Below are 23,505 nucleotides of genomic sequence, written 5' to 3'. Positions count from 1 at the left end.
CCTGCGTAATTTAATTTGGGCTTAAAAAGGCCTGCATAGGCCTGACTCCTTTTGCAAGCTCTTGAATTTTTGTACACGGCATTTGCAGCCTTCTGCTGGGTTTGAGGGTTGTGCCATTTGAAAAAGTTAGTTAGTACAAGAAAAACCCAAGAAAAGTGCTTGTATATAGGGTCAAGTTGCATGATTTTTTTGCCCAACAATTTTTTGAATAGTGCACACAACACATATACCCTCACAAGGCCTAGGTTCACCTTCACACTATTAAAGCATTAACTCTATGAAGGCATCAAGCTCATGGACTTGCAAAGAAATCACCTCATCCTCTTGAAGCTTCTGAACGTAGATTTTGTCCCTCTTCCTCCACAAAACCCAGCACTCAGGTTTAGGAAAACTAGCGACAACCTTGGACAACACCTCCTTTTTAGGCTTCTCCTCAAAGAGGAGCAGAATTAAAAAGTGGCCGTTCTTAAAGAGGATTACCGAATCAAACACTTTAGCATCTGTCAATTTGGCCTTTTCTTGGATGAGAAGCTTAAGCTTCAACCTCTCAAGCGCTTTCTCAACTTCAGGAAGAACTAACATTTACATCACCACATCATTTTCTGAAGTTATTCATCAATATATGATGCAAAGATGTATTTAAAGTTTTTGAAAACCCAAAAACATAAATATTGACAAAATTATACAAAGGCTGAGGGAACAATTATGGAAGTTCTGGCCAAGTTCCATGTAATTGTCCACAAAATCGGCAGGATAATAATCCCAGTAGGTACAAGAAAGTTCTATGGTATAGAACACGGCGATTTCGTCGAGGTTAAAATATTAAAATATGAAAACAATAAAAAACCAAGAGAAGGCACTTTTACAGCCCGAGTTGGTGAACAAGGTTCCATATTCATCCCAAAACCTCTGAGAGAAATTATGGACATAAAACCCGGAGATGTGATAGAAGTATTATTACTCGCCCACTACAAAGCCAAAGAAGTCCAAACGAAGTGATCAAATTATTTGTGTTTAAATATACACTTTCCTCTAGGTATTTTTCATTGCTACATAGAGCTATATGTCATACAGGGCCTTCAAGTGTAAAAACCAGAGAACTCTCAATTAGTTCGCATTCAATATCAATTGCACGGTACAAAACGATAGGTTTTTATCCTATTACAGTAAACCACACTGATTAAAAATACTGGCCCATTATAGTGTTCACCCACTTACATCTTCTAGATATTCCATCAGGCGAACAAGCCCTTTTACCGTTCCAATTTGTTGTATTACACTATCAACACGATGCCTCATTACCGTCTTCACAAAAACATCGAGATAAAACAGTAAAATTTATAAATAGTGTAATACAAGTGTATTATGGTGGTGAGAGATGCAAGTGATAGTAAAGGCTCCCAAGAATATAAAGGAGAAACCCAAAACAAGGGTTGTTAGTTTCAGGATCCCAGTGTTTATAGAGCAGCAAATTGACACTCTGGTGGAGTTAGGGCTATTCAAGGATAGAACTGACTTCTTAAACTATGCAATCCAGAAAACCCTCTTTGAACTGGTAGATAAAATAGTCATTCCCCCATCTGAGGAGGTCTTAGATTTTGTATTATCCCTTGAGCCCACTTTCACACCTTCCGATGATGAAATAGGGGAGGTGATGAAAGATGTCGAAAAAGAGGTTAAATCCAAATTTGCCGATCCGGGTGGTGATAGACTTAAACGTAGTCGTGTCCTCCGTGTTAGGAGGACCAACGGCGAGTCCAATGAGAGTGATAATGGGCGTTGAAAAAGGCATTATCGTGAATTATATATCACGAGATATGCTTAAGCTACTTCAATTAAAATTAAGTAGCAATAAAATTCAACGAGAGATTGAGAAGAGGTATACTGATCCAATTGCCAGATTTAAACCATATGTGATCTTTCAGTTGATACAATCTAAATCAAGATTGGTCGATCCGAATATAATGGTTAATGCAAGTCCAGATCCAGAAGATAATGAAGTATTATCAGTGGCATGCTACGTTAATGCAGATTACCTTATAACATTAGATCAAGAAGATATTCTTTCATTGAGGGATCCAAACAGCAAAGAAATTATAATTGAAGACGATGAAGGAAAAGAGGTTTGTAGATTTAAGATAGTAACACCAAGAGAGTTCCTAAGTGAATTATATGAAATAGGAATACGCCTTTAACCTTTTTTATTTCTTTGAAAACCTACTTCTTCCTGTGAAAGGTGTCAGAGGCCCATACATTTTGTGTCCCTGAGAAACCAGAGTGCTCGGCGGAAATTCTTATCTGCAGAAAATAAATCAAAGAATAAAAACCAAAAAACTACCCACCAAGCGCAACCTTAATCCCCTTTAAGATGGTAACTATCTCATCGATTATCTCTCCCAATCCAAGCTCCTCCAATGTCTTTTCTATCTTAACCTCCATGTGGATTGGCACTTTGAAAGTTTCCTCAAATGGAACAACCACGGTTTGATTAACTGGCACCTTAACCGTCAAATCCAAAGGAACCTTCACCGGAAAAGTGTCCTTAAAGTGAACTCTAACCGTTGTGTCAATCGGAACATCAACATACGTATCTAACGGAACGATAATCTCTCTTTGCTCACCATTTATGTCAACGGTGGTCGTTATGTTTTGAGCAACCCTGGCCCTTGCGACCAGTTTAACCGGAACGGTAACATAGGTATCTATGGGCACCTCCGTCTCAATCTCCTGGCTAATTGGAACATCCATAACCATAACAATTGGAACCTCTATCTGCTTGCTTATCGGCACCTCAACCTCCTGATCTATCGGGTATTCAAAGGTTATCTTCTGGTTTTTCATGCCCTCCACTACATCAACGACACTGTCAATTTCCGTTACAGCGATGTTTCTCACCTGAAAGAGCGCATAGAGCAAAACCCCGTTGAGCAAAATTGAAATTGTCACCAGAACCAGCAGAACGTAGCTCAGCTTGGACGCCATAGGTCACCACCAAAAATTAGTAAGGAGTTTTGAGATTATAAAGGTTGGGACGTTCAAAGAGGTTCCGCCTCATGCTGCCACTCTCTTCTGGAGAAAACATCATCTTTGGAACTCTCAAAATCACTGACATCCTTCCCGTCGTGAAGGGCGAGGCTTTCAGGTGGTAAGTATTCTTCAAGCGCTATTTACATTTAATGTAGTATTATTTAGGATATTAAATGTAACGAAAACTTTATTAAAGATTGAATGTAAACTCCAGATTGGGGTGGGGTATATGGCAGTGATGAAAAAGATGAAAGTCGTGCAGACGGAAATAGATCAGAGCACTTACAATGTTCTGAAGGCAATTGCGATACATCGAGGTGTTCCTCTCAAGGAAATCATCAGGGAAATCCTGCGTGATTACACAGAGACTCACAAGAAAGAGCTTGTCGAAAACATTCACAAGGATCCTATTTGGGAGGGCATAGGGCTTCTTAACACTGGGGATCCAGAAGCGAGTGAAAAGGACACTTGGGGTGTGGTTGGGTGGTCAAGCGAATGAATACGGGACGTGCGGTAAAACCTGAACTCATTTACATGGACACGGGAGCATTAGTCGCTTTTTTCGACAAGGGGGACAAGAATCATGAAGCCGCGATGAACTACTTTGAATCCTCTGTCCTGGAAGGTGCGAAATTCGTAGTTGGACGCCCTGTCCTTGCAGAATTTATTAACGGTGCTTCAAAGGTAAACGGAAAACGCGTCGCAATACAGCTCAAAAACATACTTTTCTCCAGCAATTACATAATCATCGAGAACGAGACTGAAGAAGACTGGAAAAAAGCATGGGAAATCTTTGAAAAATTCAATGATCAAGATGGCATGGATTTGGTGGACTGCCTGAGCTTTGCAATTATGGAGCGTCTTGAAATCACCAAGGCATTTACTTTTGATAGTGACTTTGCAACTTATGGTTTTGCAGTAGTTCCCAAGCCTTCAAAACAAAGGAAGAAGCAAAAGAAGGTGTGAACTGCCCCACCCTTACGGACAGGGTTTTGTCTTTTAGAGAAGACCCCTTCCGAAAGGGAGGGGATGCAAGCACTCTAAAAGCAGGCGCCGAAAAGTTTAAATACTTTTTACTCTGCTGCATAGTAATGAGTGATGCTAATGTACTTAACGCAAAAGAATCACTTGCGAGTGGACAAGAAAACGTACAAACTCCTTCGCACTTTAACTCACTTATCCAAAGACCTCTACAACCTAACCTTGTACGTGACTAGGCAACACTATGAACTGAACGGCTCGTTCCTACCATTCGTTAAAGCCTACCACTTGCTCAAAAACAGCATCCCATACAAATTATTGCCAAGTCAAGCAGCTCAACAAACCATGAAAATCGTGGAGAGAAATTACAGATCATTCTTCAAACTTTTAAAGGAAAGGCAAAAAGGGAACTACAATAAACCAACTCACCCGCCAAGGTTTTTGCCGAAAGACGGGCACTTCCTCCTAATCTTCCCCTACCAGTCCTTCAAGATTAAAGAGGATAAAGTTATTCTAACTCTCGGCCGAAACTTTGCCAAAAAGTTTGGCGTAATGCACTTGGAAATTCCCCTCCCCAATAATGTCAAGGATCACAGGATCAAGGAAGTTCGCATTTTGCCAAGGTATAACGCCCTCTGGTTTGAGGTGGAGTACGTTTACGAGGTTCAGCCTGAAAAGAGGGATTTGGATTACTCAAAGTACTTGGCCATCGATTTGGGCGTGGATAATTTCGCAACTTGTGTAGACACCACCGGGACGGCCTTCATCGTTGAAGGCCGGTGGTTAAAAAGCTTTAACCGGTGGTGGAATAAGAAAAAGGCCAAACTCCAAAGCCAGTATGACAAACAAGGAGTAAAATTCGGCAGAAGGATGGCCCGGCTTTTGAGGAAGAGGAAGAGCGTGATGAATAATTTTATGAATCAAGCCGTGAATTACATAATCAAGTACTGCTTGGAGAATAAGATTGGAAGCATTGTTATTGGCGAATTGGAGGAGGCGAAGCAGAGGGCTTCCTTGGGCAAAGTGAATAATCAGAACTTCCAATTCATTCCTTATGGTCTCTTCAAGCGAAAGTTAAAAGCCAAGTGTGAGCGTTACGGGATTAACTTCGTTGAAGTTGATGAAGCTTACACTAGCAAGGCAGATGCTTTGGCTTTAGAGCCTTTGGAAAAGAAGGAGAAATATTGGGGTAAAAGACTCTGTAGGGGGTTGTACCAATCCTCCACAGGTGTGTTAATTAATGCTGATGTGAATGGTGCTTTGAACATTTTGCGGAAAGTAGCCGGCGATTCCTCCGTTGGGAGGATAGCCGGTAGTGGCCGCGTGAACCGGCCGGTGAGAGTGAGGCTACCGGCAACGGGACGCCAAATGAACTCTCACAAAGCCCTGTCCGTAAGGGCAGGGTAGTTCACGTACGCTACTTCCAGTCCAATTTTTTCCGCCACGTCTCTTTGTTTTTTATCGCTTGTAACAAGTTTGGCTTTTAAATTTCTAGCTTGTGCCAAAAACAAGCCATCATAAATGGAAATGTCGTAATCTACAGCAATTTTCAAAGCTTCTTGCAAATATTTCCTCCCTGTCTCCAGCGTTATAACCTCCTCCCTTATGAGCTTTACCATTTGTCCATAAAGCCCCATGGCTTGCTCTCTCGTTATTAGCCTGTACCTTTTCATGTATTTCCATATCACGTTTGTAGTCTCAATGGTTAACATGTCTACGGCATACGGTTCCAAGTTGGGGTCTAAGTAAGGGATTACCTTTTCCCAGCCTTCTTCCTTTAGTAAGAACTTTGAAAAGGCTGAAGAGTCAATGACTATCACGGTCCTCCCTCACTAACTTTTGTGCTGTTCCCTTTGGCGCTTCGGGCAAGGTTTGGATGTAGGCTACAACTTCTTGGAGGGCTTTTCTCTTTTTGTATTCTTTAATCCTCCTTTTTATGAATTCCCTAATTTCCTCACTCCAGTTAACCTCACCCTTTAACCTATCCATTTCGTGCTTAATTTCTGGCGGAACACGAATACTAATAACATTTCCCATGTAATTCACCTGTAGATAAAATTGTATTACATATATATAAGCATTTTGTATACTCACATTCCTGTTCTTAAACTGGAGCCTCATCCACAATATTTGAAAGCCCTATACCTATGTCGCCGATAAGCTGCCCTCCCCTCGCCGTGAACGACGAGGCCTTCGCGGGGGTAATTCCTAGCTGTCTTTCTTAAAAAGTTCAAACATCAAGGCATGCAAGAAACAGGTAAACCGGGATCATCAAAGGATCAGTGGAGAAATCCTCTTTTGATAATGTCACGACATTTCTTATTTTTCCTACCTTAACTCTCGAAGGTTTGGCATTTTTCCGCCATTTGACTTCAAAGCCAATACCCTCTTTTGTTACCACATCAATTTCGCTCCCGTTCCTCCAGTAGCCAACCTCGTACTTTCTGGCCAGGTGCGACGCAACGACACTTTCAACGATCTTATCCTCACTCGGACCTTCAATCAAACACCAACGTGAAAAGAGGCTATACAAAAATGGATCTATGAAGTGAATCTTCTTCTCTTTTTTGAACTCCGGTTTTAGGGTGTTGGGATTAAAGTACTGCAGAACTTCAAGGACAAAACTTTTCTCAAAAAATTCAACGTAACTAAAAACCGTTTTATGAGAACCAACCTCAACTTCTTTTGCAATTGTGTTCCAAGCTACAGGGGATGGAACCTTCTCAAGGATGGCTTTTATTATCCTTTTTGCAATACCTTCACTCTTTCCCAGCCTGATCAAATCCCCTCTGATCCAAGAGAGGTAGGTATCATAAGTCTCCTCACTTACTTTGCCTTTCTCAAGAACATCTTTCACAGCCCTCGGGAACCCACCGCTCTTCAGATAGAGAACAAAAAGGTCGTACAGTTCTTCTTTCCATGATATTAGCTTCAGACATTTTTCAATCTCAGTGGCAGCTTTAATCTTGGGAATTCTTGAGTAAAGCTCCGGTGCAGCAACTTTTACAAATTCCCTAAAGCTTAGAGGATACATTATGAGGTCCCTTCCTCCCCCCCTCCTGCCCGGGAAAGTTTCAACCTCGCCTTTAAGATACATGCTGAGGGAACCTGTCAGGATCAGAACATCCCTTTTAAATCTCCCCATGTCAATGTAGAGCTTTATTGCCCTGAACCATTCCCTCAGAAATGTAATCTCATCCAAGAGAAAATAAGATCCCTCAACCCCTTCAATCCTCCTGAGCTCCATATACTCATCCAAGACCTCCATAAGTTCTTTGTAATCGCTTAGATAATCACACCGCACATAAAATATCGCTTTAGGATCAACTCCCGTGTCCAAGAGATTTTTTATGATGAGCTTTAGAAGGGTTGTCTTGCCAACCTGCCGTGGACCAAATATGAAATTCAGGGAAAACGGCTCTAGTGAGATCTTTTCAATAGTTTCCGGGATCCATCTAACCTTGCTTTCTTTCCATTTACCGTAATCTTCATCTTCTCCTATAAACTCTTTTCCTTTCCACCATGGATTGAACTGTTCAATCATGTTGGTATTTGTATTACCAATTATTTAAAAATATTTTGGTAACAATATTACCAATACTGTTTACATGACATAACACCTCCATGGAGCCCACGTTTTTACACTTTTGAAAGCCTCGCCCTTTAGGACAGAATAGTTCACCTCCTACCTGTTCAACTGGATAGTGAAAATAGTGTCAAAAAACAAAAAATTTTTATAAATTCTTTAATAATTTTGGCACGGTGATATCATGCTCACCAGAACAGAACTCAGGGTTCTCTCAGCACTCCATAAACCAACATCCCTTAGAGAACTCTCCGCTCAACTGGGCCTTTCCAGGGCAAGAGTCTCCACAATTACCAGATCTCTTGAAATAAAGGGTCTCATAGAGAGAAAAAGGGAAGGCAAAAAGATCATGGTTCTTCCCTCCAGTACCAAACCCCTTGAGCTCTTTCATGAGCTCTTAGCTAGGTTTCCCCATATGAACTTTGCCTCTCTCCTCGCAGGCAGAAACCTCAAAGTAATCGGTGGGATGGCCATCGAAAAGCCAAGAGCCGCATGGGAAATCGCTCTAAGGGCCAACGTGAGCCGCTACACTGTGCATCACGTTTTGAGTGGACTAATGGAAAGGCTCATCGTTGGGAAAAACGAAGAGGGCTACTTCATTACAAAGCGTTTCTCACTCATCAAGGAATTCGCAAATGAATACTTCCGGCTGCAGAACTCAATAAAAGCCAAGAGCTTCAGCGAAGATGCAACAATTGTATGGAGCGGTGTTAATGAGTTCATACTCGCCACGAGAAGCTTCAATGACAAGACATTAGATCTGTTCCAGCTTACAGGTTTGGCCCGTTTTGGAGACTTTGGTCTCACCATAATATCGCCGGGAGTTTACCACTACTACTGGCCTTCCAAGCAGATAACGCTCGAAGAGGCTATTGTTCATGCATTGGTCGTTTCAGAACCCGGTACAAGAGAGCTCCTTTACATAATAACCCTCCTAAAGGCTAAAAAATTCAACACCGCTAAGCTCAGACGTCTTGCCCTCAAGTTTGATGTTCTCGAGATTATTAACGAGATTATTGAATATCTCAATGGAAAAGAGAAAGGCTATCCATTCCCCTCTCGAAGAGAGGTTGAAGAAGTTTATCACCAGTATTTCGGGAGGTTAAAAAGGTGATAACAAGAGAGATTAACCAAAGAATTCACTCTGCTGGATGAAAAAGCTGCACTGCTGGCTTCCCAAGGGGTTATCCCCGAAAGGATAACGCTTTACCTCATAGGTGGTGGGAACCTTGCACTGAGAGGTATGAAAGAGGCGACAGCAGACATCGACATTGTCGTTGAGAATATCCCTGTTCTAAAAGCCCTTGATGAGGTTCTCACAAATACTCCCCCCGAGCTCAAGGTTGGCCCAGGAGTGAGGGTTATCTACATGAAAGAAATTGAGCATGAATATAAAGTTAAACTTGGAGCTTTTTCAGTTTACAAAAAGCTTGACCCAGAGCTGGGTGACTTCACTCTTGATGTCTTTGTAAAAAGAGTTCTAAGAGGCATAACACTTTCAGATGGTATGAAAGTTCGCTCAATAATTCCAGATGAGTTTATGAATTTAAAAGTCCTCAGGGTTCAGCTGGTTTCTCTTGAAGACATCTTCTTATTCAAAGGCGTGACCTCTCTTAGCAGGATCAAGGATATTGACGATCTACTCCGTCTGCTTGAGCACGGTATAGATTTCAGCATAATTCTTGACGAGCTCAATAGTCAAAAAGTTCTCATTGAGCCAGAACGGTTTGAATGGCTTATAGGACTGCTTTACGAAAAGTCATTGATGCTTAAAGACATACTCGTAGAAAGAGGGCTCAAAAGCAGGGGATTGGATAAATTAATTAAAAGTTTAGAGATCTCCTTGCAATCCGAGTAAATAACTCACAGAAAGATGCTTATCACCTTTAACTTTCTCTCCTCCTGAAAGAGGGGACCTGAAAAGGAGAATTACGTAATCCGCATTCTCAGGGGGCTCTACTATGTAAAGACCGTCGAAGAGTTCAAGCTAAAAAAGCTTTAAAACCTCTGGAAATTATCGGGCTCGGACTGAACAAACTTGGCGTGAAATGGCACTATAGCCTGTTCACAGTCCTCAGACTAAACGCCCTAATACATGAGTACTTCACAAGAATATTCCTTCTGAACGACAGGATTTATATTTTTCTTTTGAAAGCTTCGCCTTTTAGGAGAGGGAGTGACCCCCCGCTTTTCAAGATGGGTATATTGAAAAAGAAAAATATCAGTAAATGTTGTATTTCCTGGCTATATTCTGAACTGCTTTTGCAAGCGGATTCTCTGCAATGATGTACTTTCTGCGCTCTTTGCTGTGCTCAACCATTCCTGAGGAAACGAGGTTCCTTAATATACGGCTAAGACTCCTATCACTAATTTTTTCCCTGTGAAGCACTTCGCCAGCGATCTCCTTTCGTGTTAGGCCGAATTTTGATTGAGCTAGTGCCCAGAGTGTCGTTACATAAGCTCTGGTGCTGTAGATGTTAAGAAAAGCCTCTAAATCCTGCTCCCAGATGTTTATGGCATAGTTTGAAGCTTCTACAAGAGCTTCACTGTGGTTCATACCTCTGGTTCTCTGCTTACCATAATAGGCCAAAAATCCGGGTACATTTGAGAGCTCCTCTGCAGCTTCTTCAACTTCAGCTCTGGTGCAGGATACTTTTGCTTTGTGTAGTCCTTTTTTGAGGTATCCCATGCTTTCCTCACGTGTCCAGCGCGGTATGTGAATCCTATCCACATATCTGGCGAACATTGGTTGCGACGCTGAGGGACTGAGTATCTTCTCAAGCAATCCCGGCATCGATCCTGTCATTATCACGGTTATATTGTCCATTGTGTTGCTTATCAATTGAAGAAGGCCCAGCATGTTAACTCCTCTGATGCGGGGCATTACCTGAGCTTCATCTATTATTACAAGAAGATTATCGTATTTACCATTTAGTTCCCTTAAGAGGTTAATCAGGGCATTTTGGAACTGTACCCCATTTTCGGGCTTAACATCAAGCCGTACAAGACCCAGACTGAGCTGGGCATGGTATGAGAGCTCATTTGTTTCAATATTCATCATTGCTGGAGTCAGCTCGGTATAGCTGATCCCTGGCTTGCTCATAAAAGGGGATAGATCATAGTATATGTACCGGTACCTGTACTTATTCAAAAAAACCCTAATGATGCTCGTCTTGCCGACCCTTCTTGGGCCCAGAATTGCTGTAAATGTTTTCTCCTCAACATTCTTCTTCAGCTGTTTAAGAGCTTCTTTGTGCTTTTTTCCATAAAGGTTTTTCTCATTGGTTACTGGCCGGGTTTCAAACATTTATAGACACCCCATTCTATATGGAAGGGGCTTCCATATTTAAACTTTTTGTACAGACAAGCAATTGTGGACAAACTGGAAATATGCAAATTTCTGGTATAAAAGATAGAACAGGCAGAGATTGAAAAACTAAGACAAGAATTATGGAAATCTCAAAAAGAAAAAGATGTGATAAAACAGACAAAAATTGAAAAAGAATTAGAATATTATCTACAGAGAAAAATCTTAATAACAATAGCCGATAATTACGTCAATCTCAGAAGAAGAGGATTAAGACATTAAAAAGAAACCAGAGACACACCCGGTCATCCGCCCCCTCTTGTCATCGGATGGGCTTCACAGGGGAGCGGGCAAAATAAGCTGTTTTCTACATCGATTACTGTTCCCAAGGGTTTACATTATTTCAACCTTTTTAACTCTTTTGGACACCCTATCATTAAACCTTTTTAATACTTCTCCCAATTTGGGAGATATCAATCAAAAAACCTTAAAGAACTCGCTGAGCAAGTATCAAAAATCCAACAACTAAAATTATCAGATTAATGATCTTCTTCAGCTTCTCCCTCTCCACAAGTAAATTTATCCGCGTGCCCAAATAAACCCCCGGCAAAGTGCCAAGTATCAATGCAGAAGCCAAAGAATAATTCACCCTACCAAGGAGAGCATAGTTCAGAAAGCTAAAAGAAGACAAAGCCAACCCGTAAACTATCGTGACACCAACAACTTCCTTTGGGTTGACTCTGGCAAGATTCATTAGAGCAAAGCTCACAATTACTCCCGCACCAACTGAAGTGAATTGAACAGTTAACCCCACGATAAAGCCCAAAAGATATAAGTAATCCCTTCTCGGCCTTATTGGAACCCTGATTTCCCCTTTAATCAGGCTCAATGTGGAGGTAATTAAGAGGACACTGCCCAAGAGGATGGTGAGATACTCGTTTAAAACCGTCCTCTCAATTTCTCTCAAGAGGAAGTTTCCTAATAGTATAGCTGGCAAACTTCCGAGGAAGAGCCTTGAGGCCAGATCAAACCTTAATCCATTATTCTTGTGATGAAAGAAAACACCAAAAATCCTTGTGACCGTTGCATAGAGTAAATCGGTACCAATGGCTATAACAGGCTCTACCCCAAGGAAAATCAAAGCTGGAGTCATCAAAGCTCCGCCACCTATTCCAGTGAGGCCCACTAGAGTTCCCACAAGAAAGCCAAGAAAAGTAAAGATAAACATAGAGTCACCTCAGAGATAACCGAGCTCTTTGGCCTTCTCTAACACGGCCTCTACCTCTTCCTCCGGCGTCATCTTTGAAGAGTCGACTTTCACCTCTGGGTTCTCCGGCTCTTCATAAACCCCATCATAGCCCGTCAATCCCTTTATCTCACCGCGCATGGCTTTCTTGTACAATCCCTTTGGATCTCTCTGAATCCTTACCTCCAAAGGTGCATACACATATACCTCAATGAAGTTGCCAATCTCCTTCCTCGCATACTCTCTCACAGCCTTATAGGGTGAGATCAGTGAAACTATGGTTATTACCCCGTTCCTGCTCAAAAGCTTGGCCATATGGATAACTATTCTGTTGTGCATTTCCCTCGCTTCCTTAGAAAAGCCAAGCTCAGGATACAGGGTCTTTCTTATCACATCTCCATCCAGAATCTCCACCCCATAGCCCATTGATTTAAGCTTCTTCTTCAAAGCATGTGCTAAAACGGTCTTTCCTGCTCCACTTGGGCCAGTAAGCCATATCGTAAATCCATTTTCAAGGCTCTTTTGAGTTTTCTCGCTCATATCACACTCCTCCCGTTAAGTGGTTTTTTCATTCCAAATAGTCTAAGCACAGTTGGTGCAAAGTCGTAAATTGTGAGCTGTGTTCTCTTTGCTTCACTCATTCCAGGTAAGTAGAGTGAGAACACTCCGTATTCAGCGTGCACGGCATCATCTGGGCCTAAATCATTCTCCAAGAGATATGGACTCTCATAGCCAAGAGTTCCCGCTGCTCTCCAGTTCAAATCGTCCAGGTAAACCATCAAATCCGGTTTGTCCCCCTTGGCTATTGGGTAAATCTCCTCCGGATAGAAAACTTTGGTGTTCCACTTCTCCCCATTGGGCCCTCTGATGCTCTTTATTCTCTCGGCAACTTCATCTCTAACCTTATCGTATTCCGAGGGCTCAATTATGCCGTGGGGCTCCCTTCCTTTAACGTTGAGGAAAACCCGTGAGTAATAACCTCCCCAGGCCCAGGCTATTGTTTTGCTCCAGTCCACATCAAGTTCATTGAACCTGACCTGTCTCCCTTCCTCAAGAATCTCCGGGTTCTTGATCTTTAATAATCCCTCATCAATGAGCCACTGATTTATGGCAAAAGCTCCTTTCATGGCCTTTATACCATGATCGGAAACTATAATCACAGCGGTCTCATCCAAGTCAAGAAGCTTTAGAGTTTTACCTATTTCTTCATCAAGGAGCTTGTAGTAATCGGGAATGACGTTTTTGTATGGATTGTCATCGCCCGGGTATAAATGATGGTTCTCGTCAAAGTACTTCCAGAAGGCGTGGTGAACCCTGTCAAGGCCTATCTCCACGAACTGGAAGTAGTCCCACTCCTTCTCCTGAATTAAATATCTTATGACCTCAAACCTCTTTCTCGTCATCTCCCAGAGCTGCTCCTTTGTCTCATCTCTGTTCTCCTTCCTAAAGACAACGTCGAAGATATACTCACCAACCAAGCGCTCAATCTCTCCCTTGAGCTCCTTTGGATAGGTGTAGTCAACGGTTGCATCAGGAGTAATGAAACAGCTTATAAGATAACCGTTTACCCTTTTAGGTGGATAACTCGGGGGGATTCCAATTAAAATCGATTTTTTACCCTTCTCGGCTATGTGGTGCCAAACGGCCTTTTCCTTAACCATCAAAGCATGGGCAATCCAGATATCGTTGTAGGTGCCCTCTTTCCTATGCCTAAAACCGTAAAGGCCAAGTTCTCCCGGTGTTTTACCCGTGGCCATGACCATCCAGGCCGGAATTGTAATGGCCGGAATTGTGCTCTGCATTGGGCCATAAATAGAGCGCTCCACAAGCCACTTTATGTTGGGTAAATCGTCCAAAAACTTACCAAACAAAAGTTCAGGCGGAGCTGAGTCAAGGCCAATGACAAAGACCTTCTTGACCTTTTCAATCCCTTCATTTATTTTTTCTTCCATATTGATCACCCCAAATGAGCGTTAATTATTCTCAAAACTTCCTCAATTTTATCTTTCTCACAAATACACCCTAAAACCTCTCTCTTACCTCCGGCATTGAAGCCTTTACCCTTAAGTTCAGAGATTATTTCACCCATATTTATTTTCTTGGCCATTTTCGACGAAATCCTGAAGTAAATCTGGGCCTTCCCATGGAAGTCCTCATTAACAACCACCGCTCCCTCATAGCCTATCTCCCAGACGGCCTTTCTGGCCACCTTGGAGATAATGTTGAACGGGCTCTTGAAAGTTATGAAGGCCATTCCATCCCTCACCTCTGCCCCCGCAAGGGCCCCATTAATAGCCTCCCCTATTGCCTCAGCCTTTTTGACCCATGGCCCATATGTCAAAAGATCTCTCACAGGGGTTTCAAGAACTACTTTAACGGCCTTTTCAACGCTTTTCCTTTCCGTGGTTATATAATTCGAATCCATGAGCTCCACTAGCCTCAAAGCTTCCTCCTTTGTGAAGCCCTCCCTTTCTAAAAGCTCCCCAACTTTAGGAATCTCAAAGGCCTTTTCCCCTATATCCCCAATAACTCCCAGAGCGCTCCAAGTGTTCCAGAAATTAAAATATTGAGAAACAACAAAGGAAGCCGAGGGAGCCTCCTCACCCTCAAGGGCCGGGTTTATCTGCTTGACTTTTGGGTTTCTGATCCTTGGCTGGATGTGGTGGTCTATGAATACTATGCTTTTATTAATGCCCTCAACTTCGTGGGGAAGGTTTAGATCAAGGATGTAAATTTCCTCCGATCTCTCAATAGCTCTCTTGATCCTCTCATCAAAGCGGAACTCGCCAATGGGAGGACTCATGTTTTTAAATTCCACTAGGTTGAGGGCCTTAACGAGTAAAGCTGCTGAGGTTATGCCATCCGTGTCCCAGTGGTGGATTATCAGCATAGAAATCACTCTACAAAGGGATTATCAAAGCTCCTTATGACCTCATACACCTCGGGCCTCATGAAGTATGCTGGAGGTACTTTGCCCTCCCTTATCATATTTCTGATCTTTGTTCCACTGAAGTATTCCCTATCTTCCATCGGATGTGGACAGATCCTTTCGTTAACTATTGAACCACATCTCCTGCAGTAGAAGAACTCCTTGAAGAACATTGGTGTTATGCCCAGGTCGGGGAAGTGGTTAAAGATCTCATGAGCATCGTAAGGCCCGTAATAATTGCCAACGCCTGCATGATCCCTTCCTACGATGAAGTGCGTTGCTCCAAAGTTCTTCCTCATTATGGCGTGGTGAATTGCTTCTCTAGGCCCGGCATAGCGCATCTCATACCTGACGGTTGCCAGTGTAGCGGCATCCTTTGGATAGTAGTGCTTGAAAAGCACCTCATAGGCCTTGATAATCACTTCATCCTTATAGTCGCCCTTTTTCTTCTTACCCAAAACAGGGTTTATGAAGAGGCCGTCAACGAATGTGAGGGCTGACTTTTGGACGTATTCATGACCCACGTGTGGAACGTTCCTAGTCTGGAAAGCAACTATGGTTTCCCACCCCCTCTCCCTAAAAAGAATCCTCGTTTCAACCGGTCTAAGAGTGTACTTGGCAAAGGGATTCGGAAGCTCATTCAGGAGCTCTATCTCTCCACCAACTAGATAATCACCCATTGAGTAGACCCTTGCAACCCCCGGATGGGCCTCTTCAGTGGTTTTGAATACGTTTTTGGCAAACTCCTTCTTGTCGTAGGTGTAAATCTCCTCCACATGCATTCTCGCTACTGGTAAGTCCTCATAGTAGAGAAGAACCGCGTCTCCTTCTTCAAAGGTTGGATTTTCAACATCAAGCACTATTGGAATGGTCCATGGAGTGTCATCACTCAACCTCATGTGGTCTAAAACACTCTCAAAATCATCTCTCGTTAAGAATCCCTTCAGTGGAGAATAAACACCATGGGCTATGTTCTCAAGGTCAATGGCCCTTCCATGATCAATCTGAACTCTCGGATACTCATGCTGCTCACTTAAAATCCTCTCCCTTGTCTTCGGGGCAGCTATTCTCCTAACCAGTTTTCCTCCGTGGGGCTTAGAAACCATCGCTATCACCTAAAAAGTTTTAGAGAATCAGTCGAGATACCCCAAAGCCCTAAGCCTTTCTTTGACCTTCTCCTCTTCCTCCTCGCTGAAGACCTCTTCCTTCTCTTCTTCCTCAAGGCTTGCCAAAACCTCTCTCAAAACATAGGTCACGTAGTCTGAAACTGACGTAAACCCAGTGCCCTCAATCCTCTTTTTTATCTTCTCATAAAGGGGCTTTGGTATAGAAACGGTTGTATATTTCCTTTCCTCATCCATCATAAACACCTCCAGCTTTAATGATATTTAATTACATTTAATTAAACTTAATTAAAACTTATAAATGTTTTGATTGATAATAAGGAGCATGCCGAGTTAGAAATAGGAGAATTTAGGATAATTTACTTTTTCTTTTCAAGCCTCGCTCTTTAGGGCGGGGAGGAGGCCAGCTACCTCTCTCATGTGGGTTCACCTTCTTCAATTTATGAGCCCTTTATGATTCCTTTGAGTTCTTCAACACATGATAAGTACCTCTTTTTGCCCTAAGGAATAGACTTTAGAGACAATGTAGACCTTCCGGTACACTACCGTTAAGTACAGTAAACCCAAGAAACTTAACGGTACTGTAAAGTTTTGTGAATAACAATACTTAACGGTAAACATGGACGTGAATGATCCAATAATGTTGATAAAAGAAGGGGAGAACGAACGAATAGAATTCAAAATTAACGCCACAAAAGATATGCAAGAGAAATATGTGCCTTAACCAACTCTAACGGTGGCTATATACTGATAGGACTGACCTCCTCCTCACCGTGAACGGCGAGGCTTTCAAGAGGCAACTCTGAATAACTGGAACATGTTGCCCTGAGGTTTTCTAATCATGATTAGTCGAAACTTGTTTACCCATCGATAAATTTTTATATTCAGTAGATGAATAATTCAGTAGGTGAATATAATGCGCTTCATCGACAGGGATACTGAGATGAGAATACTCGAAGAAGCAAAAAAACGCTCAAAAAAGAAGCTCTACACTTTAGTGGTTTATGGATTAAGACGAGTTGGCAAAACAAGACTCCTACTTGAGTTCTTAAGAGAGAAAGACCTCTATTTCTTCGTTAATAGAGGCAAGACTTCTGAATCCCTTTTGAGAGAATATGAAGAAATTCTAAAGAAAAGAGGGGCCATAACAAAGTATGAACATATATCAAGCTGGGACGAGTTTTTTGAAGTGCTTTTTGAAAGATTTGAGGGTGTTGTTGTCTTTGATGAGTTTCAGGATTTCCAGAGAGTTGAACCCTCAGTGTTCTCAACCCTTCAGAAGCTCATAGACCTCCATGAGAGCAGAAAAAACCTCATGCTAGTCTTCACCGGCTCAACAATTGGGATGATTGAAAAGATCTTCAGAGACTCGAAGGAGCCACTCTACGGGAGGATAAAGCGAGAGCTCCATTTGAAGGAGCTTGGAATTAAAGCCAGCTATAAACTGTCAAGAGAGCTAGAAATAGAAGAGATTGATGACTTTATGAAACTTTATGCAGTTTTTGGCGGTTTGCCCAAATACTACGTGGCCATAGAGGATGAAGGGCTTGAAGGAAAAAGTGCAGAGGAAATCATTAAAAATCTCTTCTTCTCTCCTTCAGCCCCACTAGAAGAAGAAGTACCGAGGATACTCTCCCTTGAGTTTGGAAGACGTTCTGGAGTGTACTATGACATACTCGAGGCTGTGGCTAATGGAGCAACATCGCTAAGCAAGATAGCAGGCTATATGAATCGGGAGGAAACATCACTGACAAGACAGATAAAGGAATTGGTTGATTACTTCAAGCTGCTCTCCTATGATAAAGCCATTCTCGGAAAGGAGAGAGTGATTTACATAAGACATCCGCTGCTCAACTTCTGGTTCCGCTTCGTCCATCCGAGACTGAGTGAGTATGAAGCAATGCGTGAAGAGCTCGGAAAAGAAGTAATCTCCATGTTGTCCGACTTCACTGGAAAGAGGTTCGACTTCATCTGCAGAGAATTGCTGTGGATTTTAAATGGCAAGGGAGAGTTACCCTTCAAATTCACCGAAATAGGACGACACTGGGGCTATTACAGGGAAAACGAGCAGAGAAAAGTCTATGAAATAGACATAGTGGCCCTCAGTCGGGACAGAAAAAGGGCTCTCTTTGGCGAGTGTAAGTGGCGGAACAAGCCCGTAAATGGTGAAAAAGTCCTCGAGGACCTGAAGAGAAAAGTTGAGCTAAGCAACTGGAAAGGAGAGAGCTATTATCTCCTGATAGCTAGAAAGGTAAAGAATGCGCCAGAGAACCTAATAGTGCTGGATGAAAGGAAGATCCTCCAGATTTTAGGGACTTGAAAAAGTATAGGGCACAAAAACCTAAAACCTTCTTATTAGCCCTCTCCAAGATCTCAAGTTTCCTCTTCCTATTTGCAAATTTTTCCAAAATTAAGCATTTTTTAACCCCAAGACTAACATTTTCCCGACGCTGCTTCCAATCTAATTGCGATTTTTAATTTTTGATCATCTTTTAACTAGATCACTCCCGATTATTTTTAATGAATTTCAAATTATTTTTTGATTTATATATATTTTTTCGAACAAGAACCTTTATATACTTCAAAACCAATCATGTATTGAGGGGCACTGTGTGGGAAGGGACCGAAGCGAAAGCTTCACCCTGATCCAGAGTTCATATCTAACCGTAAACCGAGCAACTTACCCAGAGTTGTGAGGTTTATGGGTGAAGATGTGAGCTCTGCCTCAGAGCGAAACTTCACTGAGGCCTCCGGACCATGCGGTGTCCCTCACTTGTTCTATTAGACCTTAAAAATTGAGTTATGTGAACTCCACGTCTATTGCTTCATCCTTATTGGCGCTCTCTAAAGCCTTTATGGCAACCATCAGCGCATGAAGTCCCTCTTCTCCGTTCACTAATGGTTTCTCTTCCTTTTTAACACACTCAACAAAATGTTCAAGCTCGTTTCTTAAAGGCTCCTTAAACTGCACCTTCGCCTCCTTGACCCACTCATGATTGTATAGGATCAGCTTCTGGGTTATGTAATTCAATTCCGCTATGCCCTCAGTCCCAACCACACTAAGGGTTCTAACCTTATGAGGAGTGAGCCAGTTGGTCTCCACAACTCCTGTGGCGTTTTCAAAGTCAAGCATTATTATCGCATAATCCTCAAGTTCAAGGGGATTCTTTGCACTCCCAGCCCTAGCGTAAACTTTCCTCACATTTCTCTCAAGTAAAAAGCTCATGACATCAATATCATGAACAGCCAAATCTATTATTACACCAACATCCTTGATCTGTGGAGGCAAAGGCCCAACACGCTTGGCAGTGAGAGTAACCACTTTTCCGATTAAATTCTCATCCAAAATCTCTTTAAGTTTCAAAACACCGGGATTGAATCTTTCCACATGTCCAACCATTAAGGTGACATTATTCTTCTTTGCTGCCCTTATTATTTCTTGAGCGCTCTCAATGCTCTCGGCTATTGGTTTTTCTACTAAAACGCTGACACCATTTTCAATAAACTCCAGAGCAACTTGTTTGTGGAGAGAAGTTGGAACTGCAATACTCACAGCATCAACTCTCCCTATCAGTTCCCTGTAATCACCAAAAGCCTTTGTTTTAAATTGAGAAGCGACTTCTTTAGCCCTCTCTAAGTTAGCATCAGCCACCCCAACAAATTCTACCTCTCCTTCCTTTGACAGCTCAGAATAAATCCTCGCATGATGCCTCCCCATATTTCCGACGCCAACTACACCAACACGGAGCATTTTGATCACCTTGCATAAAAAATGATAGATCAGCTTCAATCGATGTTCTTTTTTGAGAAGTTAAGGTATATAAGCACTATCGTTAGTTATTATAATCTTAATGATAGGAATATTATCCGATGCACAAACACCTCTAATATTCAGCTTAACTGACTTCCTCTCCTGAAGGATAAGGTTTTCAAAAGGTAAGTTCTTAAATAGAGGAGATACTATGTACTCTGAAGAATTTTCAAAACATGATGGGCCTTTTTTGTTTTCTCTTTGAATGGCATTCAACAAAACTTTTTTATATAATTTCGACTTAAGATTATATTATGAAAATTCGAAAATTTGTAAACCGAAAAGAAGAGCTTGAAACACTCGAAAAACTTTACAATAGAAGCGACTTCACTCTTGTACTCGTCACTGGTAGGAGAAGAATAGGCAAAAGCAGACTCGTGAGAGAGTTCTTGACAAACAAGAGCACAATAACAGTGCAGTTCGAGAAGAGGGTGTGGGAATACAACCTTACAAAACTCAACAGGGCGATAGGAGAGTACTTTAGCATCCCCGTGCCAAACTTTTCAACCTTCTCAGATGCTTTCCGTTTCATAGGCTCGCAGGCAAAAGGGAGGCTTATAGTTTTCCTCGACGAATTCTCCTACTTGCTTCGATATTCTGAGGTCGAGGCTGAATTCCAGAGCATAGTGGACGAAATTTTAGCCGACAGTAGTATAATGCTAATCCTGTCAGCTTCCTCCGTTGGTCTTCTAAAGAGGAGCTTCTTTGACTACTCAAGTCCACTCTATGGGAGGAGTGATGCAACACTTAACCTCCAGCCCTTGAAGTTTAAACATCTCTTTGAGTGGTTTGATGGGACAGATCCAGAGGAAGCTGTGAAGATTTATGCAGTAACTTCCGGTGTTCCAAGATACCTTGAGCTCTTTGAAGGTAAAAGTGCCGAAAAAGACATTGAAAAGAACTTCTTTGATCCAAATGCATTTCTCTTCAGAGAGGCCAAAGAGCTCTTAGAGGAAGAGTTCAGGGAACCAGAGACATACTACACAATACTTGAGGCAGTAGCTGAAGGAAAAACACGCGTCAATGAGATAGCCCAGCACTCTTTTATCGAGCCCAAAAATACAGCCCGCTATCTAAGGATACTTGAGGATTTGGGAATACTAAAGAGGGAACTCCCAGTGGCAAGGAAGGCAAAGAGAGGAATTTACCGCTTCAGAGACCTCTATTTTGCTTTCTGGTTCCGTTTCGTGGCACCTTATTTCGAGGAAATTGAAAGTGGTTTTCCAGATGGAGCCCTTGAAGAGTTCAGACGAGGCTTCAACCAGTATATAGGCTTTGCCTTCGAAGAAATAGTAAGGCAGCTTTTAATAGAACTTAATCGCGAAGGAAGACTGCCATTTAAGTTCACAAAGATTGGTCGCTGGTGGCATAAGGGAGAGGAGATTGACATTGTTGCACTGAATAAGAAGGAGAAGAAAGCCCTTTTTGTCGAAGTTAAGTGGAAGGAGTTGAGTGAAAAAAAAGCCCAAGGAATTCTGAAGGACTTAGAAAATAAGATTGAAGTTGTAGGACTGGAAGGATGGGAGAAAAATTGTGGATTGGTAGCAAAAAGAGTCGAGAATAAAGAAGAATTAGAAGAGAAGGGTTTTCTGGTGTGGGATTTGAAGGACTTTGAGATATCTAATTGAGCGGAAAGAATGAACTCTAAAGGGAACTCTTAAAATCAACCCTAAGAGAGAAGCAAATCTTGCTTTTTTCTCTTTAGTTTATAAAGAAAAGGGAAATCACTAATAAAAATTGGCGTCACAGAGTCCCCAGTTCCCTAAGGGTATTGATTATATAATCAATGTCTCCCCTATTAACAGCTGGGTGCACCGGTAAGCTCAGCACTTTCTTTGAGGCTTCAACGGCATTCGAACAAATGTCATTTGGATAGCCAAGCTTTTGATAGAAAGGCTGATGATGAACTGGAATCGGATAATGTACAGCGCTTCCGATCCCTTTTTCCCCCAATTTTACCATGAGCTCGTCTCTATTTAATGGAAACTCCTCCTCCACCCTAATCACATATTGATGAAATACGTGCTTGACTCTTGGATCAGTATAAGGTGGGGTTAATCCATCAATCTCGCTTATTCCATCGGTTAAAAGCCTTGCATTCTCAATTCTTCTCTCATTCCATCCATCGAGCTTTTTGAGTTGGGCCCTTCCAATAGCAGCCGCGATGTTGGTCATCCTCAAGTTATAGCCAAGCTCAACGTGAAGGTACTTCTCCGCCTGGCCGTGATTCCTTATTAAATCGGCCCTCTTTGCTAACTCATCGTCATTTGTAACAACCATACCGCCCTCCCCGGTGGTCATGTTCTTGGTTGGGTAAAAGCTGAATGCAGCAATGTCTCCAAAGGTTCCCACCTTTTGGCCATTAAACTCGGCTCCATGGGCCTGGGCACAGTCCTCAACAAGATAGAGCTTGTGATCCTCCGCTATTTCTTTAAAGGCCTTCATATCAGCAGGCTGGCCATAGAGGTGAACAACCAATATCGCCTTGGTCTTCTCGTTAATCTTTTCGAGGACCTCATTTGGATCTAAGTTGAAGGTTTTTGGATCGATATCAGCAAAAACTGGCTTTGCTCCTTGGAATAGAATTGAGTTTGCTGAAGCGATGAAGGTGAATGGAGTGGTTATAACTTCATCTCCTGGCCCTATCCTCAAAGCCTTAAGGGCAACATCAAGTGCGGCAGTTCCATTTACAACGGCTATTCCATGCTTCACTCCCAAGTATTGAGCAAATTCTTTTTCAAATTCTTCTACTTCCTTTCCACTCGCCAGCATCCCGCTCTTCAAAACCTCAATAACACCGTTAATCTCTTCATCCCCGATCAAAGGTTTAGCTATTGGGATGTTCCTCATAACAACACCTCACAAATCCTTCTCCCTTAGATATCTTTCATAATCTTCCCTTCTGATTTTAACTTCTCTTCCACAGTGGGAACACTTAAAGACTATTCCACTCTCATCTTCTCCGATTTTCTCCTCTAATTTCCTCCCACAATAACACACAAAGCCTTTAAGCCTTGCTGGGTTTCCAAAAACCAGACCAAATGGGGGAACGTCCTTTGTAACTACAGCCCCCGCTCCAACCATTGCGTATTCTCCAATTGTAACTCCACAAACTATTGTTGCATGCGCTCCTATGCTTGCACCCTTCTTTACAAGAGTTGGCACAACTTCCCAGTCCTGATTAAAGGCTCTCGGATAAAGATCGTTAGTAAATGTCATGTGTGGGCCGAGAAAAACGTCATCCTCAACTTTAACACCATGATAAACACTCACCCCGTTCTGGATCTTCACATTGTTGCCAATTTCAACACCAACATCAATGTAAACGTCTTTCCCGATGTTACAGTTTTTGCCTATTTTGGCCTCTTTTCTAATGTGTGCAAAGTGCCAAATTCTAGTCCCTTCACCGATTTCAACATTTTCTTCAACAACGGCCAGAGGATGAACGAAATACTTTTGAGCCATTTTGAACACCACAGAGTATTGAATCCCTA

At 42.2% G+C, this 23,505-nt stretch carries 25 protein-coding genes; 10 read left to right on the top strand and 15 right to left on the bottom strand.

What is annotated here, in order from left to right; translation table 11 throughout:
- Positions 1 to 261 precede the first annotated feature (261 nt).
- Positions 262 to 582, bottom strand: coding sequence for a hypothetical protein (locus K1720_RS03010; RefSeq protein ID WP_251949797.1), 321 nt, complete (start codon positions 580 to 582; stop codon positions 262 to 264).
- A 123-nt stretch (positions 583 to 705) separates the two neighbouring features.
- Between K1720_RS03010 and K1720_RS03005 the strand changes: the two genes are divergently transcribed.
- The 3 genes from K1720_RS03005 (at position 706) to K1720_RS02995 (ending at position 2,195) form a co-directional block, all read left to right on the top strand.
- Positions 706 to 999, top strand: coding sequence for an AbrB/MazE/SpoVT family DNA-binding domain-containing protein (locus K1720_RS03005; RefSeq protein ID WP_251949795.1), 294 nt, complete (start codon positions 706 to 708; stop codon positions 997 to 999).
- A gap of 379 nt (positions 1,000 to 1,378) precedes the next feature.
- Entirely contained in the window at positions 1,379 to 1,783 is a 405-nt protein-coding gene (locus K1720_RS03000; RefSeq protein WP_251949793.1) for a hypothetical protein, read from the top strand.
- A complete protein-coding gene (locus K1720_RS02995; protein ID WP_251949791.1) occupies positions 1,725 to 2,195 on the top strand; it encodes a putative toxin-antitoxin system toxin component, PIN family in 471 nt (156 codons plus the stop codon). Before K1720_RS03000 ends, K1720_RS02995 begins: the two co-directional genes overlap by 59 nt.
- Before the next feature lie 139 nt (positions 2,196 to 2,334).
- On the opposite strand, the gene K1720_RS02990 is transcribed toward K1720_RS02995, so the two are convergent.
- Positions 2,335 to 2,982: a hypothetical protein gene (locus tag K1720_RS02990; RefSeq protein WP_251949789.1), complete on the bottom strand. Its 648-nt coding sequence runs from the start codon at positions 2,980 to 2,982 to the stop codon at positions 2,335 to 2,337.
- A gap of 274 nt (positions 2,983 to 3,256) precedes the next feature.
- Here K1720_RS02990 and K1720_RS02985 point away from each other — a divergent pair, with 274 nt between their 5' ends.
- The 3 genes from K1720_RS02985 (at position 3,257) to K1720_RS02975 (ending at position 5,415) form a co-directional block, all read left to right on the top strand.
- Positions 3,257 to 3,526: a hypothetical protein gene (locus K1720_RS02985; RefSeq protein WP_251949787.1), complete on the top strand. Its 270-nt coding sequence runs from the start codon at positions 3,257 to 3,259 to the stop codon at positions 3,524 to 3,526.
- Positions 3,523 to 3,993, top strand: a complete 471-nt coding sequence (locus K1720_RS02980; protein WP_251949785.1) for a type II toxin-antitoxin system VapC family toxin — start codon at positions 3,523 to 3,525, stop codon at positions 3,991 to 3,993. Before K1720_RS02985 ends, K1720_RS02980 begins: the two co-directional genes overlap by 4 nt.
- A 132-nt stretch (positions 3,994 to 4,125) precedes the next feature.
- Positions 4,126 to 5,415, top strand: coding sequence for an RNA-guided endonuclease InsQ/TnpB family protein (locus tag K1720_RS02975; protein ID WP_251950462.1), 1,290 nt, complete (start codon positions 4,126 to 4,128; stop codon positions 5,413 to 5,415).
- Here the strand turns inward: K1720_RS02975 and K1720_RS02970 are convergent.
- The 3 genes from K1720_RS02970 to K1720_RS02960 all read right to left on the bottom strand — a co-directional run bounded on the left by K1720_RS02970 (position 5,385) and on the right by K1720_RS02960 (position 7,552).
- Positions 5,385 to 5,828 (bottom strand): type II toxin-antitoxin system VapC family toxin, encoded by a 444-nt coding sequence (locus K1720_RS02970; protein ID WP_251949783.1) that lies wholly within the window; start codon positions 5,826 to 5,828, stop codon positions 5,385 to 5,387. The genes K1720_RS02975 and K1720_RS02970 overlap by 31 nt on opposite strands.
- Positions 5,815 to 6,045 carry a type II toxin-antitoxin system VapB family antitoxin gene (gene vapB, locus K1720_RS02965; protein ID WP_251949781.1) on the bottom strand — a complete coding sequence of 77 codons (231 nt, stop codon included), beginning with the start codon at positions 6,043 to 6,045 and terminating at the stop codon, positions 5,815 to 5,817. The genes K1720_RS02970 and vapB overlap by 14 nt, the downstream gene beginning before the upstream one ends.
- 193 nt (positions 6,046 to 6,238) lie before the next feature.
- On the bottom strand, positions 6,239 to 7,552 hold the full coding sequence (locus tag K1720_RS02960; protein ID WP_251949779.1) for an ATP-binding protein: 1,314 nt from the start codon (positions 7,550 to 7,552) through the stop codon (positions 6,239 to 6,241).
- 226 nt (positions 7,553 to 7,778) lie between these two features.
- Between K1720_RS02960 and K1720_RS02955 the strand changes: the two genes are divergently transcribed.
- Positions 7,779 to 8,708 (top strand): helix-turn-helix domain-containing protein, encoded by a 930-nt coding sequence (locus K1720_RS02955; RefSeq protein WP_251949777.1) that lies wholly within the window; start codon positions 7,779 to 7,781, stop codon positions 8,706 to 8,708.
- Between the two features lie 129 nt (positions 8,709 to 8,837).
- Complete coding sequence (locus K1720_RS02950; RefSeq protein ID WP_251949775.1) at positions 8,838 to 9,452, top strand: hypothetical protein; 615 nt, start codon at positions 8,838 to 8,840, stop codon at positions 9,450 to 9,452.
- A gap of 363 nt (positions 9,453 to 9,815) precedes the next feature.
- Here K1720_RS02950 and K1720_RS02945 read toward each other — a convergent pair whose 3' ends face one another.
- From K1720_RS02945 to K1720_RS02915, 7 genes are all read right to left on the bottom strand, one after another.
- Positions 9,816 to 10,901 carry an AAA family ATPase gene (locus K1720_RS02945; protein WP_251949773.1) on the bottom strand — a complete coding sequence of 362 codons (1,086 nt, stop codon included), beginning with the start codon at positions 10,899 to 10,901 and terminating at the stop codon, positions 9,816 to 9,818.
- A 487-nt stretch (positions 10,902 to 11,388) separates the two neighbouring features.
- A complete protein-coding gene (locus tag K1720_RS02940; RefSeq protein ID WP_251949771.1) occupies positions 11,389 to 12,129 on the bottom strand; it encodes a sulfite exporter TauE/SafE family protein in 741 nt (246 codons plus the stop codon).
- Between the two features lie 9 nt (positions 12,130 to 12,138).
- Entirely contained in the window at positions 12,139 to 12,687 is a 549-nt protein-coding gene (gene cysC / locus K1720_RS02935) for an adenylyl-sulfate kinase (RefSeq protein ID WP_251949769.1), read from the bottom strand.
- Positions 12,684 to 14,099, bottom strand: coding sequence for an alkaline phosphatase family protein (locus K1720_RS02930; protein ID WP_251949767.1), 1,416 nt, complete (start codon positions 14,097 to 14,099; stop codon positions 12,684 to 12,686). Before K1720_RS02930 ends, cysC begins: the two co-directional genes overlap by 4 nt.
- A 5-nt stretch (positions 14,100 to 14,104) precedes the next feature.
- On the bottom strand, positions 14,105 to 15,037 hold the full coding sequence (locus K1720_RS02925; protein WP_251949766.1) for a DHH family phosphoesterase: 933 nt from the start codon (positions 15,035 to 15,037) through the stop codon (positions 14,105 to 14,107).
- A gap of 5 nt (positions 15,038 to 15,042) precedes the next feature.
- A complete protein-coding gene (gene sat / locus K1720_RS02920; protein ID WP_251949764.1) occupies positions 15,043 to 16,182 on the bottom strand; it encodes a sulfate adenylyltransferase in 1,140 nt (379 codons plus the stop codon).
- A gap of 27 nt (positions 16,183 to 16,209) precedes the next feature.
- Positions 16,210 to 16,437, bottom strand: coding sequence for a ribbon-helix-helix domain-containing protein (locus K1720_RS02915; RefSeq protein WP_087036090.1), 228 nt, complete (start codon positions 16,435 to 16,437; stop codon positions 16,210 to 16,212).
- Between the two features lie 679 nt (positions 16,438 to 17,116).
- On the opposite strand from K1720_RS02915, the gene K1720_RS02910 reads away from it, so the two are divergent.
- Positions 17,117 to 18,520 carry an ATP-binding protein gene (locus K1720_RS02910; protein ID WP_251949752.1) on the top strand — a complete coding sequence of 468 codons (1,404 nt, stop codon included), beginning with the start codon at positions 17,117 to 17,119 and terminating at the stop codon, positions 18,518 to 18,520.
- A gap of 480 nt (positions 18,521 to 19,000) precedes the next feature.
- On the opposite strand, the gene K1720_RS02905 is transcribed toward K1720_RS02910, so the two are convergent.
- Positions 19,001 to 19,951 carry a UDP-N-acetylglucosamine 3-dehydrogenase gene (locus K1720_RS02905; RefSeq protein ID WP_251949750.1) on the bottom strand — a complete coding sequence of 317 codons (951 nt, stop codon included), beginning with the start codon at positions 19,949 to 19,951 and terminating at the stop codon, positions 19,001 to 19,003.
- A 314-nt stretch (positions 19,952 to 20,265) separates the two neighbouring features.
- Here K1720_RS02905 and K1720_RS02900 point away from each other — a divergent pair, with 314 nt between their 5' ends.
- Positions 20,266 to 21,639: an ATP-binding protein gene (locus K1720_RS02900; protein ID WP_251949748.1), complete on the top strand. Its 1,374-nt coding sequence runs from the start codon at positions 20,266 to 20,268 to the stop codon at positions 21,637 to 21,639.
- A 115-nt stretch (positions 21,640 to 21,754) separates the two neighbouring features.
- Here the strand turns inward: K1720_RS02900 and K1720_RS02895 are convergent, their stop codons facing one another.
- On the bottom strand, positions 21,755 to 22,861 hold the full coding sequence (locus K1720_RS02895) for a DegT/DnrJ/EryC1/StrS family aminotransferase (protein WP_251949746.1): 1,107 nt from the start codon (positions 22,859 to 22,861) through the stop codon (positions 21,755 to 21,757).
- Positions 22,862 to 22,870: 9 nt separating this feature from the next.
- Positions 22,871 to 23,476: an acyltransferase gene (locus K1720_RS02890; RefSeq protein WP_251949745.1), complete on the bottom strand. Its 606-nt coding sequence runs from the start codon at positions 23,474 to 23,476 to the stop codon at positions 22,871 to 22,873.
- Positions 23,477 to 23,505: the final 29 nt, after the last annotated feature.

The organism is Thermococcus argininiproducens (assembly GCF_023746595.1).
GTDB lineage: Archaea > Methanobacteriota_B > Thermococci > Thermococcales > Thermococcaceae > Thermococcus_A > Thermococcus_A argininiproducens.
The sequence above is the reverse complement of the archived record's forward strand: the minus strand, read 5'-3'. Positions and strand labels throughout refer to the sequence as shown.

What these genes read in the sequence shown, in the direction of transcription:
- K1720_RS03010 (WP_251949797.1), bottom strand. Translation starts at nt 582, where the DNA reads ATGTTAGTTCTTCCTGAAGTTGAGAAAGCGCTTGAGAGGTTGAAGCTT.
- K1720_RS03005 (WP_251949795.1), top strand. Translation starts at nt 706, where the DNA reads ATGGAAGTTCTGGCCAAGTTCCATGTAATTGTCCACAAAATCGGCAGG.
- K1720_RS03000 (WP_251949793.1), top strand. Translation starts at nt 1,379, where the DNA reads ATGCAAGTGATAGTAAAGGCTCCCAAGAATATAAAGGAGAAACCCAAA.
- K1720_RS02990 (WP_251949789.1), bottom strand. Translation starts at nt 2,982, where the DNA reads ATGGCGTCCAAGCTGAGCTACGTTCTGCTGGTTCTGGTGACAATTTCA.
- K1720_RS02985 (WP_251949787.1), top strand. Translation starts at nt 3,257, where the DNA reads ATGGCAGTGATGAAAAAGATGAAAGTCGTGCAGACGGAAATAGATCAG.
- K1720_RS02980 (WP_251949785.1), top strand. Translation starts at nt 3,523, where the DNA reads ATGAATACGGGACGTGCGGTAAAACCTGAACTCATTTACATGGACACG.
- K1720_RS02975 (WP_251950462.1), top strand. Translation starts at nt 4,126, where the DNA reads ATGCTAATGTACTTAACGCAAAAGAATCACTTGCGAGTGGACAAGAAA.
- vapB (WP_251949781.1), bottom strand. Translation starts at nt 6,045, where the DNA reads ATGGGAAATGTTATTAGTATTCGTGTTCCGCCAGAAATTAAGCACGAA.
- K1720_RS02960 (WP_251949779.1), bottom strand. Translation starts at nt 7,552, where the DNA reads ATGATTGAACAGTTCAATCCATGGTGGAAAGGAAAAGAGTTTATAGGA.
- K1720_RS02955 (WP_251949777.1), top strand. Translation starts at nt 7,779, where the DNA reads ATGCTCACCAGAACAGAACTCAGGGTTCTCTCAGCACTCCATAAACCA.
- K1720_RS02950 (WP_251949775.1), top strand. Translation starts at nt 8,838, where the DNA reads ATGAAAGAGGCGACAGCAGACATCGACATTGTCGTTGAGAATATCCCT.
- K1720_RS02945 (WP_251949773.1), bottom strand. Translation starts at nt 10,901, where the DNA reads ATGTTTGAAACCCGGCCAGTAACCAATGAGAAAAACCTTTATGGAAAA.
- K1720_RS02940 (WP_251949771.1), bottom strand. Translation starts at nt 12,129, where the DNA reads ATGTTTATCTTTACTTTTCTTGGCTTTCTTGTGGGAACTCTAGTGGGC.
- cysC (WP_251949769.1), bottom strand. Translation starts at nt 12,687, where the DNA reads ATGAGCGAGAAAACTCAAAAGAGCCTTGAAAATGGATTTACGATATGG.
- K1720_RS02930 (WP_251949767.1), bottom strand. Translation starts at nt 14,099, where the DNA reads ATGGAAGAAAAAATAAATGAAGGGATTGAAAAGGTCAAGAAGGTCTTT.
- K1720_RS02925 (WP_251949766.1), bottom strand. Translation starts at nt 15,037, where the DNA reads ATGCTGATAATCCACCACTGGGACACGGATGGCATAACCTCAGCAGCT.
- sat (WP_251949764.1), bottom strand. Translation starts at nt 16,182, where the DNA reads ATGGTTTCTAAGCCCCACGGAGGAAAACTGGTTAGGAGAATAGCTGCC.
- K1720_RS02915 (WP_087036090.1), bottom strand. Translation starts at nt 16,437, where the DNA reads ATGGATGAGGAAAGGAAATATACAACCGTTTCTATACCAAAGCCCCTT.
- K1720_RS02910 (WP_251949752.1), top strand. Translation starts at nt 17,117, where the DNA reads ATGCGCTTCATCGACAGGGATACTGAGATGAGAATACTCGAAGAAGCA.
- K1720_RS02905 (WP_251949750.1), bottom strand. Translation starts at nt 19,951, where the DNA reads ATGCTCCGTGTTGGTGTAGTTGGCGTCGGAAATATGGGGAGGCATCAT.
- K1720_RS02900 (WP_251949748.1), top strand. Translation starts at nt 20,266, where the DNA reads ATGAAAATTCGAAAATTTGTAAACCGAAAAGAAGAGCTTGAAACACTC.
- K1720_RS02895 (WP_251949746.1), bottom strand. Translation starts at nt 22,861, where the DNA reads ATGAGGAACATCCCAATAGCTAAACCTTTGATCGGGGATGAAGAGATT.
- K1720_RS02890 (WP_251949745.1), bottom strand. Translation starts at nt 23,476, where the DNA reads ATGGCTCAAAAGTATTTCGTTCATCCTCTGGCCGTTGTTGAAGAAAAT.